Annotated in this window: 11 protein-coding genes; 2 read left to right on the top strand and 9 right to left on the bottom strand. The window is 39.5% G+C overall.

Annotation, left to right across the window (positions count from 1 at the left end):
- Nucleotides 1-73 precede the first annotated feature (73 nt).
- Nucleotides 74-2,434 (top strand): TonB-dependent receptor, encoded by a 2,361-nt coding sequence (locus tag EWM59_RS08865; protein ID WP_130020606.1) that lies wholly within the window; start codon nt 74-76, stop codon nt 2,432-2,434.
- Nucleotides 2,435-2,464: 30 nt separating this feature from the next.
- Nucleotides 2,465-3,367 carry a DUF4249 domain-containing protein gene (locus EWM59_RS08860; protein ID WP_130020605.1) on the top strand — a complete coding sequence of 301 codons (903 nt, stop codon included), beginning with the start codon at nt 2,465-2,467 and terminating at the stop codon, nt 3,365-3,367.
- Nucleotides 3,368-3,563: 196 nt separating this feature from the next.
- On the opposite strand, the gene EWM59_RS08855 is transcribed toward EWM59_RS08860, so the two are convergent.
- The 9 genes from EWM59_RS08855 to EWM59_RS08815 all read right to left on the bottom strand — a co-directional run bounded on the left by EWM59_RS08855 (nt 3,564) and on the right by EWM59_RS08815 (nt 13,757).
- Entirely contained in the window at nt 3,564-4,127 is a 564-nt protein-coding gene (locus EWM59_RS08855) for a LutC/YkgG family protein (protein ID WP_130020604.1), read from the bottom strand.
- A complete protein-coding gene (locus tag EWM59_RS08850; RefSeq protein WP_130020603.1) occupies nt 4,127-5,515 on the bottom strand; it encodes a lactate utilization protein B in 1,389 nt (462 codons plus the stop codon). The genes EWM59_RS08855 and EWM59_RS08850 overlap by 1 nt, the downstream gene beginning before the upstream one ends.
- The gene (locus EWM59_RS08845) at nt 5,512-6,252 is read right to left on the bottom strand and encodes a (Fe-S)-binding protein (RefSeq protein WP_130020602.1); all 741 of its coding nucleotides are present in this window, start codon (nt 6,250-6,252) and stop codon (nt 5,512-5,514) included. Before EWM59_RS08845 ends, EWM59_RS08850 begins: the two co-directional genes overlap by 4 nt.
- A gap of 37 nt (nt 6,253-6,289) precedes the next feature.
- Nucleotides 6,290-7,165: a 3-keto-disaccharide hydrolase gene (locus EWM59_RS08840; protein WP_130020601.1), complete on the bottom strand. Its 876-nt coding sequence runs from the start codon at nt 7,163-7,165 to the stop codon at nt 6,290-6,292.
- Between the two features lie 115 nt (nt 7,166-7,280).
- Complete coding sequence (locus EWM59_RS08835) at nt 7,281-8,561, bottom strand: sugar isomerase (RefSeq protein WP_130020600.1); 1,281 nt, start codon at nt 8,559-8,561, stop codon at nt 7,281-7,283.
- 27 nt (nt 8,562-8,588) lie between these two features.
- A complete protein-coding gene (locus EWM59_RS08830) occupies nt 8,589-9,599 on the bottom strand; it encodes a GntR family transcriptional regulator (RefSeq protein ID WP_130020599.1) in 1,011 nt (336 codons plus the stop codon).
- 146 nt (nt 9,600-9,745) lie between these two features.
- Nucleotides 9,746-11,827 carry a bifunctional aldolase/short-chain dehydrogenase gene (locus EWM59_RS08825; protein WP_130020598.1) on the bottom strand — a complete coding sequence of 694 codons (2,082 nt, stop codon included), beginning with the start codon at nt 11,825-11,827 and terminating at the stop codon, nt 9,746-9,748.
- A 310-nt stretch (nt 11,828-12,137) separates the two neighbouring features.
- Complete coding sequence (locus EWM59_RS08820) at nt 12,138-12,608, bottom strand: LytR/AlgR family response regulator transcription factor (RefSeq protein ID WP_130020597.1); 471 nt, start codon at nt 12,606-12,608, stop codon at nt 12,138-12,140.
- Between the two features lie 396 nt (nt 12,609-13,004).
- The gene (locus EWM59_RS08815) at nt 13,005-13,757 is read right to left on the bottom strand and encodes a LytR/AlgR family response regulator transcription factor (RefSeq protein ID WP_130020596.1); all 753 of its coding nucleotides are present in this window, start codon (nt 13,755-13,757) and stop codon (nt 13,005-13,007) included.
- Nucleotides 13,758-13,867: the final 110 nt, after the last annotated feature.

Genomic DNA, 13,867 nt, shown 5'->3' with positions numbered 1-13,867 from the left:
ACCTTCCTTTTGTTTTATTATTTCCACATAAAACATTTATTATCAACGGTAATTACTTGAAAAAATCCAATTTATGAAAAAAATACTCCTATTTATTTTGAGTCTGCTTTACTTTACCCAATTGTATGCACAAGAGAAAGCTACTATCAGCGGCTATATAAAAGATGCGGCCAATGGCGAGGGTCTGATTGGGGTTTCGGTATATGTGCAGGAGTTAAAAACAGGTACTACTACCAATGCTTATGGCTTTTATTCGCTCACACTCCCTAAAGGACCATATAACTTAGTGTTTACGTATGTAGGTTATCAGAATGTATTAAAAACCATTGATTTGAGTCTGCAAGACCTGAAATTGGACATTGAACTGAAAGATGACGCCAAGGCTTTGCAGGAGGTAGTAGTAACTACTAAAAGAGCCGACGAAAATGTAAAGAGCCTTGAAATGTCGGTCAATAAAGTGGATATTAAAACAATCCAGAAAATGCCGGCCTTATTGGGTGAAGTGGATATTATCAAGAGTATTCAATTTCTGCCCGGTGTAACATCAGTTGGAGAAGGCACATCAGGTTTTAATGTTCGGGGTGGTGGCATTGACCAGAATCTGGTACTCTTAGATGAAGCCCCGGTTTACAACTCTTCTCACTTATTCGGTTTTTTCTCGGTTTTTAATCCGGATGCTGTAAAAGATGTGAAACTGATTAAAGGGGGTATTCCTGCCCAGTATGGCGGCCGAGTGTCGTCTATATTAGATGTACGAATGAAAGAAGGTAACGCCAAGAAACCACAGTTTTCCGGCGGTATCGGTAGTATTTTCTCTCGTTTTACTTATGAGCGACCTATCTTTAAAGACAAAGGCTCTTTCATTGTGGCGCTTCGTCGGTCTTATATTGATATTTTAGCTAAACCTTTTCTGAAAGACGATTTGAAAGGCTCACGCTTCTATTTTTATGATTTTACAGCTAAAGGGAACCTAAGGATAAACGATAAAAATACCATTTTCCTATCCGGCTATTTCGGACGGGATACTTTCGGGGCAGATTTTGGTTTCAACTGGGGGAATGCTACTACCAGTTTTCGTTGGAACCACATCTTTAATAATAAGTTGTTTCTGAACAATACTGTTTTTTATAGTAACTACGATTATTCCTTGCAGACTGATTTGAAAAAGAAGAATACGCAAGATGCTTTCCGCTGGAAATCGAATATCATTACTTACAGCATCAAGCCTGATTTTACGTATTATCCGAATGCCAATAACACCATTACATTTGGCGGACAGCTCACGTATTATACATTTAATCCGGGACAAGCAGTAGCTATTTCAGGCGGCGTTGAAAGAGCCATTGGCTTAGATGATAAATTTGCCGCCGAATCTGCTTTATATATCGGTAATGAGCAGAAAATTACCTCTAAGATTTCGTTACAGTATGGTTTGCGCTATTCGTTATATGATTATTTAGGCAAAGGCAACGCCTTAGAACTGGGTGAAGCTCCTGCAGAAGGGGAACGTCGTCCGGTAACGAATAGTACTCCTTTTAACTGGGGACAATCTATCAAAAAATATGGCAATTTTGAGCCTCGTTTTGCGGCCAATATCGGTTTAGGTGAAAATAACTCTATAAAACTAAGTTATAACCGTTTGGTGCAATACTTACATCTTTTATCTAATACTACAGCCTCATCGCCATTAGACGTCTGGACACCAAGTAGCAATAATATCAAGCCTCAATTATCTGACCAGATAGCTTTAGGGTATTTTCATAACATAGCCGATAACCTGTATGAAACTTCGGTTGAGGTCTATTACAAAAAACTCTATAATCAGATTGATTATATACGCAATGCTGACCTGTTGTTGAACCCAAGTGTAGAAGGTGATTTGCTTTTTGGTGATGGCAGAGCGTATGGGGCAGAGTTTTATGTAAAGAAAACCAGAGGTAAATTTAATGGCTGGGTGAGTTATACGCTAGCTCGTACAGAAAGAAAAATACCCGGATTAAATCTGAATCAATGGTTTCCGAGTAGAATTGATAAAACCCATAACTTAGCCGTTGTCGGTATTTATGATTTAAACAGCAAATGGTCTTTCTCAACCAACTTTACCTTTAGCACAGGTACACCGGCCAGTTTCCCGACCAATAAATTTGTATGGCAGGATATTGCCTTGCCTCATAATTATTATGATACACGCAATACCTATCGCATTCCGGCTTCACATCGTTTAGATATATCTGCTACCCGACAAAACAAACATGCTTTCTTTAAAAAGGGTACGAGCGAATGGGTATTTTCCGTCTATAATGTATATAACCGTCGCAACCCATTTTCGGTATTTGTACGCCAGAATGAAAATGACCAGACTCGAACAGAAGCAGTACGCTATGCGATTTTCGGAACCATTATTCCGGCAGTAACCTATAATTTCAAATTCTGACAAATCCGACACTCATAAATGACATTGAAAATGAAAAATATTTTTTTAAGCATACTCATAACCTTTGTTTCTGTCTCGCTCTTTTCGTGCGAAGATGTGGTAGATATTGATGTACAGGAAGGCGTTTCTCAACTGACGGTCGATGCTCTGATAAATAATAAAGCACAAGCCCAGACTATTAAACTGAGCCTGTCGCAAGCCTATTTCGATAATTCACCTGTGAAACCTGCTTTGGGTGCAACTGTAACCGTATTTGATGAAGATAGTGTAGCGCATGATTTCATAGATGTAAAAAACGATGGTAACTATGTATATGATGGTCAAGCCAAACCCTTAGATAAATTAGGCAAGCAATATGTTTTATACATTAAATATCAGGGCGAAGAATATGTGTCTCTATCAAAACTGAATCGTGTACCTAAAATAGATTCCATTAATTATGCGGTAGAGAGATTTCCGATAAAACCGGATAATGGCCCACAGGAAGGCTTTATGCCACAGTTTTATGCGCATGATTTTGAGGGAGAGGGAGATTGCTACTGGATAAAGGCGGCTAAAAATCATAAATACTTTAACAAATCTAACCAGATAAGTGTAGCTTATGATGCCGGATTTAGCCCGGGTTCAAAATCAGATGGTTTGTTATTTATCTTACCTATCCGTATGTCATTAGGAGGAGAATTGTATTCTGATAAAGATACGTTAACGGTTGACTTATATTCAATAACCAAAGAGCAGTTCTATTATTTGCAGATTGTTCAGCAAGTCTCAAATAACGGAGGACTTTTTGCCACACCACTATCGAATATACCGACCAATATTCTCAATTATAACTCGCAATCCACTAAAAAGGCTATCGGTTTTTTTGGGATAATGGCAGTGAGTTCAGCGGAAACCGTAATTGATAAAGCCAAGGCGAAGCCGAAGGAGTAATATTATCGTCGATTTACTAATTCGTCGATTCACCCAATGGAATTGGGTGCCTAAAATAACAAAGGTCTACTATCCATATAGGCCGACTCAAGTCGGCCGTACTCAATATAAATAATTCCTTTGTTGTCTTAGACGGTGAATTTATTCACCGAACAAGGGTATTGGCATTTGGGTTTGAATTTTGAAAATACAAGAATCAATACAAAATCACCATCATACTCCTTGCGCCGTGTGCGCCAATTACTAATGATTGCTCAATATCAGCGGTTTTAGAGGGGCCTGCAATGAATGCACCGTAATTGCCTATGGTATCTAATTTCTTGTAGGCTTCGTGCATATTGGCTACTATATTGGTTTTATCAAGCACCAAAACAAGGTGTTGTGTAATAAAGGGTAAAGCCCGGTTAATCATGTTTGCTTCTGGCACCCAGATAGCTCCATTTTCGGCTACGCCTACTACACCCTCTACTACGGCCAAATCTACCTGTTCCAATATATCTTTAGACGTACTGGTATCTATTTCTACAGTGGCTTTTACAAGTGTAGAAGCCAAATTTTTCAGGTCTGAATAATGGGTATCAATTACTTGCTGACATTCAGTTTTACTGCTTACTTCTATTGCATGTCCGCCAATGCCTGTCAAAACAGTTTTAAATTTTTCTATACTCCCATCTCCCTCAAAAGCAGGAATAACGGGTAAGTCAATCAAAGCCGGTTTATGGGCTTTCACACTTGCTAATATTTTTTCTCGGCTGCTCATCAGGGCTTTTTGTTTTGACTATACCATTCTTTAAAGCTTTGTTTAGGAGCATCTGGTAGCTCACGGGCTTTTGCCCAGGGGTTCATTCCTTTAGCATGTGTCATGCCATGAGGTAATATTCTCAAAGCACTTCGGGCTACTTTACCACCTAAATTATACACCTTTGGCATAGCTAACATTTTTGCCAGGCCTTTCATCCCCCATTTTTTAACTGCAGGTAATTCGTTTTCTTTAGATACCACCTGCCGCCATTTATATAGTTGTACATGAATATCTATTTTCACCGGGCATACATCAGAGCAGGAGCCGCAAAGAGTACTGGCAAATGGGAGTGTACTGTATTTATGCAAATCAATATTAGGCGATAAAATAGCCCCTATTGGCCCCGGTACAGTAAAATCATAACTATGCCCGCCACTGCGGCGATACACAGGGCAGGTATTCATACAGGCACCGCAACGGATACATTTAAGCGAGTTTCTGAAATCGGAGCGGCCTAATTGCTGGGTGCGGCCATTGTCTACTATCACAATGTGCATTTCTTTGCCCTCAGCAGGTTTGGTAAAATGCGAAGTATAGGTAGTAACAGGCTGCCCTGTAGCACTACGTGCCAGTAAGCGGATAAATACAGATAAATGCTCTACTTTAGGAATCAGTTTTTCCATACCCATACAGGCAATATGTACATTCGCCAGATTGACACCTAAATCGGCATTGCCTTCATTGGTACATACCACAAAACTTCCTGTTTCTGCTACGGCAAAATTGACCCCTGTTAAGGCAATATCGGCTTCTACAAACTTTTGCCTTAAATGTTGCCGGGCTGCTTCTGTGAGTGCTTGTGGGTCTTTCTCACCTTTAGGCGTACCTAAATGCTCGTGGAAAGTTTCGCCTACATCTTCTTTTTTCAGGTGAATAGCTGGCATTACAATATGGCTGGGAGGCTCATTTCTGAATTGTACGATGCGTTCGCCGAGGTCGGTATCCACTACTTCAACACCATTTTTTTGCAGAAACGGATTCAGATGACATTCTTCAGTCAGCATCGACTTACTTTTTACCATCTTGATTGGCCCTGTTCTGCCTTTTATATGAGGAGCATTTCTGATAATATCTAACACGATTCTGTTATGTTCTTCGCCATCGGCAGCCCAATGCACCTTCACCCCATTTTTTCTGGCGTTCTCTTCAAACTGAAGCAGATAATTGTCCAGATTGCTAAGGGTATGGTCTTTAATTTGAGAAGCAAGCGTGCGCAATTCCTGAAATTCAGGAATAGGATAGATGGCTCTGTCTCTTTTCTGACGCACAAACCATAGGGTTTCGTCATGCCAGGTAGTCCGGTTAAAATCTTTGGCAAATTTTTCAGCTAATGCAGGATGGTTCATGGTTGGCTCCCGTTCAAAATTTCTACAATGTGCATTACTTTTATCTGCACTTGTTGTCGTTTTACTATTCCTTCAAGGTGCATCAGGCAAGACATATCTCCGCCTGTCAGTACTTTAGTTCCGTGGCGCACATGGTCGGCTATTCTATCTTGTCCCATACGGGCAGAAACGGCTTCTTCTGTAATACAAAAAGAACCGCCAAAGCCGCAACATTCGTCGTTACGTTCTAACTGGGTTATCTCAATACCTTTTAGTTTTTTAAGTAAGGTCAGAATCTGCCCACCTTTATCTCCTGTTATTTCAGAAGCATTGGCTTGTCGAAGCCCCCGTTGTCCGTGACAACTCAGGTGCAAACCCACTTTATACGGAAAATCGATGGGTATTTCTTCTACTTTCAAAATGTTTTCCAGAAAATCAACTAATTCATAGACTCCTTTCCGTACCTTCTGCACAGCAGGGGTCTGTTCTATAATATCATAGTGTTTCCGAACATGATAAGTACAGCTACCCGATGGCGTAACGACATAATCGTAATCGGCAAAGGTATCGACAAAATGATGGTAAACCTCTTTGGAATCCTGCTCACAACCACTATTGGCCATTGGTTGTCCGCAACAGGTTTGTTGTGTCGGGTAAGCTACCTCCACACCTAATTTTTCCAGTAATTGCAAGGTATTAATCCCCACATTCGGATAAAACTGGTCAACATAACATGGGATAAACAGGGCTACTTTCATGATTCAAATACTAAATGATAGGCATGTCTGAATATAATCAGGCCTTTTTCTTTCTCTTCTTCTTATACTCACAAGTCGTATTATCAGACTTTACATAATAAGATTTATAATTGCTTGCTTTAGGGTCTGTGCAACCACAAAGGTTCAGTAACTCAACTTTACGAAAATCAACAGGGTGGCTTTCACTTTGTAGAGAAATATAACCTTCTGCTAATGATTTGCCTTCTACCATCAGGCTGGGGTCATGTCCGCTTACATTGCCTCCTCCGGTTTGTGTTTTCGTATATTCCAGTACTTTTTCACCATTGACAAAGTGCTGAATCAATGAATCGCCTAAAACTAATACTTCGGCACGAACCCATTGTTCGCCGTCATAGGTCTTTGAGGTCGAATTGATACAATGACGCTTATCCAATTTATCCTGATAAAATACATTAGTACCCGGTGTACAAAGATTACAGGTAGTGCGTGGTTTGCCATTACTTAAACCTCCTAAGAGTTGCACTTCAATCGAAATCGGGAAATCCTGGTCTTTTCCCATGGTTTCAGGCGCCTGACAGTGTATCATGATTCCACTATTACGTGTTGCCCAACCCGGGCCGTTGGTAGCCTGGTCGCCTACAAAACGATATTCGGTGGCAATACGATAATAAGAATATTTGTCTTTATAGAAAATATGTCCGAACATCTCATCGAATGAAGAATAAGCATCGTAGCGCACTTGCATCAAACCATCAGCTACTCTGAAAGTCTTGCCAAAGTTATCATCTAAAGCATGGTTACGGATTTTGGGGTGCCAACCGTCGAGGTTTTTTCCGTTAAACAATTGTTTCCATTCTTTGGGATCCACGTCTTGCGAAAAACTAAGGAATGGGAAACAGAACAGGGCTAAAATAGTCAGGCTTTTTTTCATTTTGAATAGATAGGTGCGTAAGTAAGATTAAAACCATTCATGCAAAATAACATCAAGTTTTGCAAAGACAAACATGACCTGATGAGTATTTTGCATGAAAAGTCTAAATAGGCTATTATAAACCTGTAGCTACGCTGAATTTACCTCTTTGGCCGATTAGGTTTTCTCGCACTTTAGCATGGCGGAAAGTCGCCACGGGGTCAAGTGCTCCGCCTACCTGACGGCTTGCTTCGGCTACTAAGGCTCTCACATCGGTAAAGAAAATATCTCTCAGCAGTTCTTCTGCTTTCAATACATCATTGTTTTCCTGTGCGTCTGCTAAGGCAATTCTATCTACCAGCAATGCTTTGGCATAGGTAGCTAAAATGGCATTAACCGATTGCAGCAAGTCTTCGATAGGGTCTTTTGTATTATGGCTGGCATCAATCATCCATGCTAATGGTGGATTTTTTACGTTGGGGTCTTGCATGCCATCCACCAGTTCGTTGAAAATCAGAAAGAACTGATAAGGCTTAATACTTCCGGTTGTTAAATCATCATCACCATACATAGAGCCATTAAAGTGAAAACCACCCAGACGCCCGAAGTGCATGAGGCGTCCTACAATCTGCTCAATATTGGTATTAGGTAAATGATGCCCTAAATCGACTAAAACCTGTGCATTTTTACCGATTTGCTGGCAAAGCGAATAAGAAGTTCCCCAGTCTGGTATTACCATTGAGTAGAAGAACGGCTCATAAGGCTTATATTCAATCAACATCGTCCAGTCAGACGGCATAGCTTCATAAATAGTCGCCAGAGAATCAGCTGTGCGCTGATACGCTTTACGGAAATGCTGTTGACCCGGAAAGTTGGAGCCATCAGCCAGCCAGACTGTAAGCACTTTTGAGTCTAATTGTTTGCCGTATTCAACACAAGCAATATTATGTTCAATGGCCAGATTACGACTTTCGTCTTTGGTATGACACAATGAGCCGAATTTGTAAGAAAACGACTGGTCTTTCTGGTCCTGAAAAGTATTTGAATTGACAGAGTCAATCGTTAGTTGATTCGCTTTCAGTAATTGTTTAACCGCTGAAGCATCAGAAGGAATATCCCAGGGAATATGTAAAGAAATAGAGTTTGATGAGCCATTTAACTGATGTATCAGGCCTACATCTTCAATTTTCTCTTCCAAATTACGTGGTTCACCACCATTCGGAAAACGTCCGAAGCGAGTACCACCTGTACCCAAAGCCCAACTGGGAATAGCTACCTGAAAAGCCTTGATTTTATCGATGATACTTTGTACATCAATTCCTTTACGGTCAAGTAACTCGCTGATATAAGCTAATTTAAATTGATGGTCGGTTGCTAAGGTTTTATTATGGTCTTCAATAATATCAGTAGTAAGCATGTCTGAACAGGTTTTGATTGAGCTTGTTTAAAGGCTCTTGCGTCGGATAATATAAAATGGGTTTTTTACTTTTATTTGTTTTTTATCTAATAACAAGGCTGCCGCTGTTCGGCCCATTGTTTCAAAATCGGTGGTAATAACTGTAATTTCTAATAATTCTTTCAAAGTGGTTTCATTAAAAGAAACAACGCCTATATCTTGCCCTATGATATAATTGGCTTGTCTGGTTTTCTTAATTAATTCCGCAAGATCGGTTTCTTCTACTACCACATAAGCCGTTTTGGGTTGCAGGATTTCATCAAAAGCATTCTCTTTAATGGTATATTCTTTATGAGAATTAATACAGAAGAAACGGAAGCCTGTTACAATTTCACGTGGATAGTTGCCATCGCTCGGAAAAATCAATACGATGCGCTGATATTTTTCGAGCAAATCATTCGCAGACTCTAAAGCATCAAAAATATCATTTTCAAAGTCCTGATAAACACTTAGAATAGATTTGGTGTATTCTGGTAAATCTTTGTCTAAAAAAACCAACTCTTCAGCCGGTACTTTTTCTATTGTTTTTAAGGCTAAAGATTTGTCAGTTTCAGGAAAAAAATGTGGCATAATTACATAATAATTATACTTGCCCAGATTCTTGTCTATAATTTCCTCAAAAATGCGGGCATTATAATGGTGTATTTGTAAGTCCACCGTAGCTTTATCTCCCAATACCTTTAAAAAGGCATAATAAATCAGTTTTTTATAAGAGCTCAGTTTATTGAAAATCAGCAGAATCCGCATTTTGTTATGCTCTTTGCCATTTACATAAAACCCTTTGCCCTGAACTGCCGTGATATATCCGTGCTCTTTTAACTCGCGATAAGCCTTTTCTACAGTATCCCGTGCCAGATAATATTCTTCACTTAACTCGCTGATAGAGGGTAGCTGCTCATTTTTCCTTAATACACTTCGCTCTATATCCACAGTAATAGACCGTACAATCTGCTTGTACTTAGGGGTCTTATCATTGGGGTTAAGTTGTAGTTTATACATTTTTCCGAATAATTTTAAAACGCCTCACCCTAAATCCCTCTCCCGACCGGGAGAGGGACTTTTAGCTCTCTTCTCCACAGTTGGGTTGAATGCACAAGAATAAGATTTTTTAGCTCCTCTCCAGCAGGAGTGGAGTGAGGTTGAGTTTATCTCACAAAAGCAACTGCTACACCACCATCTACATTCAGAATGTTTCCGGTTGATTTTGATAGACTTCCGTCTACAAATACCCTCACTGCTTTGGCAATATCTTCTGTTAGTATTTCTTCGCCTAACAGGGTTCGGGCAGCATACATTTTAGGTAAATCTTCTACATTAATACCATAGGCTTTGGCACGTCCTTCTGCCCATTCACCTTCCCATATTTTACTGCCACGCAATACAGCATCAGGGTTAACCGTATTTACACGTATCTTGTCTTTACCAAGTTCTGCGGCTAACAGGCGGCTCATGTGTGCCTGTGCAGCTTTAGCTGTGCCATAACCTACATTGTTAGGTCCGGCAAAAAGTGCATTTTTACTGGCAATGTTTACAATGTCTCCGTCTAAAGCCTGTTTACGCATAATTTTTACAGCCTCTTGCGATACTAAAAACTGGCCTTTTACTAATACATCCTGCAAAATATTCCAATCGGCCAACGTGTGGTCTTCTAATGGTTTAGAGATAGATAGTCCGGCACAATTAACTACGATATCTACTCCACCAAACTGCAAAATACCCTGTTTAAGCGCTTCTGCAATAGGCTCAGATTGGGTTACATCAATTTTTGCGGTCAGCACTACATCTTTGCCATATTTCTTCCGAAGTTCTGTTTGTGTTTCTTCCAGTCGGTCACGATCTGCGGCTATCACACAGGCACCTTCTACTAATAATTCTTCACAAATAGCTTTGCCGATACCACCTGTACCACCTGTAACAAAAGCTATTTTGCCTGACAATGATTTAGGCTTAGGCATTCGTTGAAGTTTGGCTTCTTCCAACAGCCAGTACTCAATATTAAAGGCTTCCTGCTCGCTTAACCCTACGTATTCAGAAATAGCCTCGGCACCTTTCATTACGTTAATGGCATTGATATAAAATTCTGAGGCCACACGGGCTGTTTGTTTATCTTTGGCAAAAGAAAACATACCTACGCCCGGATACAGAATTACCACAGGATTGGTATCTCTGACCGCCGGACTATTCGGATGCTTGCAACGTTCGTAATAGGCTAAATAGTCGGCTCTGTAGGCTTCAAACTGTGCTTCTATTTCTGCTTTATCTGTTCCTTTTAATACAAGCGGACGGATTTTGGTACGCAGAAAGTGGTCAGGGCAGCTTGTGCCTTTTTGGGCAAGCCTTTCTAAATCATGCGAGTTCACAAACTCTAACACACGGGCATCATCGGTAAAATGTCCTACCATTCTTCTATAGCTTGAGGCTAATCCTCTTAGGGTAGGCATCACCTCTGCGGCAGCTGTTTTTCTATCATCGGCAGCTTTTGATTCTCCTTTAGCACCCCCAAAAACCGGACGTTTCTTGCCATAGTTTTCTTCGAGATATACCGATGCCATTTCAATCACTTCTAACGTATTGATGTAAGAATCATAAGAAGTATCACCCCATGTAAATAACCCATGACCACCTAATATAACACCTCTCAGGTTCGGATTTTCTTTTACGGTTTGCTCCAGTTGCAGACCTAAATCAAAACCGGGGCGTTGCCAGGGCAGCCAGGCCATAGTATCACCCCAGATTTCTTTCATAATCTTTTCACCATCTTTACTTGCGGCAATAGCAATCAGGGCGTCAGGGTGCAGGTGGTCAATATGTTTAAACGGCAATAATCCGTGCAGGGGCGTATCTATAGAGGGAGCAGCACACTTGGGGTCAAATAAACAATGGTCGAATAGCCCTACCATTTCATCTTCAAAGGCCAGTCCTCTGTATCGTTTTTTTAGGGCATGTAAACGGTCAACATATAAATTGGCACAACCTTTTTTGGTAAGGGTACCAATATCTCCACCAGAGCCTTTCACCCACATTACTTCTACAGGTTCGCCTGTAAGCGGGTCTGTTTCTGTAATTTTGCAGGAAGTATTGCCTCCGGCATAGTTGGTTAGTCTTAAATCTGCTCCTAAAAGATTAGAGCGATAAATAAATAAATCAACTTCATTATTGGCTAATTCAGCGGCTTTGTTGTCGTCCCATAGGTAGCTAACATACTTGAATGTTAGGGTATTTTCCATGTGTTATTAAGATTTGCGTTACTATTTAATCTACAAGATTATATTTAAAATATAGCATTCTAACCACATGGGATAGCCAGAAAGGCAAGATGTATAGGTTGAATCAGGATGTTTAAACATAATCTACTATCAACTACAAATTTGAAGATTTTTTTTCAAAAATCTTCATGTACTCTCCTGTAAGATATAGCTTTTCGCAGAAAGATTTAAGCAGATAAAAGTTTGGAATACCCCAAAAAAATAAAGTGCCAGATTAGCCAGCACTTTATTATCGTAACCCAAAAAGTAAAAAATAATATTACGAATGTTTTTAGGACATCCGGATTGTTGTCTTTAATTTGATTGTAGAAGTAACATTCTGCCCGGTTGTGCGTAAGAATCTTCTGTACTTACGGCGAAACTCCGCAGCTTTTCTTCTTGATATAAGAATTTTCTCGTCATGTATCAGGACTTCTCCTCCACGACAATTAAAATATAAATCTTTTACGTGTTCTAAGTTAATGATATACGAACGGTGAAGTCTCACAAAATTAGTAATCTCGTCTAATTCTTCTTCAAAGATTCTTAACGTTTTAGAACTAATAATTTCTCTCCCATCGGCCAGCTTAAAAATTGTGTAATTTTTTGCGCTCTTCAGGTATAGAATATCACCGAGCTTAACCATGTTACGCTTGCCAGCAACTCGCATGGACATATTCGCTCCAGTAGCTTGGCTTTCCACATTTTGGACAACCGTAAACCCTTCAGCACTGAACGGCGTCTTATAAATTAGCTTATTCATTCTTAAGGAAAGCTTTAAAATTGTTGAATTTTATAGCAAGTTAATCTTGACGTATAACTATTACAACAACGATTCGGTAAGTGGCAGAATAAATTAGATAAGTGGCAGATAATCTTAAATAATCGAACTTTTTACGAAGTTAAAAAACTGTACTGAAAATTTCTTTTTGCATAATTGGGTGTTTTATTTTGATATTTCTAAGAGAAAATTATTAAGCGGATACGTCTATAAACAGAAATTCTGACCCCAAAAGCCAAAAAAAAAGGTGCAGAAACAATCGTTTCTGCACCTGTAATAAGTATAAAAAGCATGCCAGATTTTACCGACAGGCAATTAAAATTTGCAATAAATTTTACTCATATTTTTGAAAGAAAAAGAAATCTCCTGAGATTAATCCTAAATATTGCTCAACCATTCCAGAAACTCTGATTTCCGGCGACGTGAAACCGGGAGTTCGGTGCCTTGCTCGGTAGTAATTGTACCACCTTCGCCTTTGGTATATCTCTTTATATAGTCTCGGTTAACTAAAAAAGAATGGTGAATACGGAAAAAATCATAGCTGGCCAATAAATCTTCAAAGTCTTTGATGCTTTTAGAGACTGTAATTTTTTGGTTATCGTTCAGATAAATATGTGTATAGTCTTCGTCGGCTTCGCAATAGATAATGTTATTGACAGGTACAAACTGAAACCCATTCAGAATAGGTAAGGGTATTTTATTCGTTTTGTCGCGGGGGTTCCGCAAATTCTGTATCAGATGGTCAAAATTCTGCTGATTATTTTTCTTTTCAATACGGTCTTTCGCTTTGGCAATAGCCTGCTTCAGTTCTTCGATATTGATAGGTTTCAATAAATAATCTAAAGCACTGAATTTGATAGCTGTAACAGCATAGTGGTCGAAGCCGGTGGTAAAAATAACTTCAAATTTAGGATTAGTGAATTTTTCTAACAAGTCAAAACCGCTGCCATGAGGCATCTCCACATCTAAAAAAACAATATCGGGCGATTTTTCCTGAATAAGCTGATACGCCTCTTGTATTGAATTAGCCGTACCAATTACCTCAATCTCTGATGAACAGAACAGGTAAATGATACTGCTTAAGGTTTCAACACTTCGATTTTCGTCATCAACTATAATAGCCTTATACATAAAAAGGATTTGTTTACAAGTTTACTCTAAGTCAATAAGATTGACACCAGCCATAGGACTTATGCCAATAGCCACACAAATATTTAACAGATAATAATTTATATGTATAG

Origin of the sequence: Emticicia agri (genome assembly GCF_004168285.1) — a bacterium.
Classification (GTDB): Bacteria; Bacteroidota; Bacteroidia; order Cytophagales; family Spirosomataceae; genus Emticicia; species Emticicia agri.
Note: the sequence above shows the minus strand (reverse complement) of the source record. Positions and strands in the feature narration are given on the sequence as shown.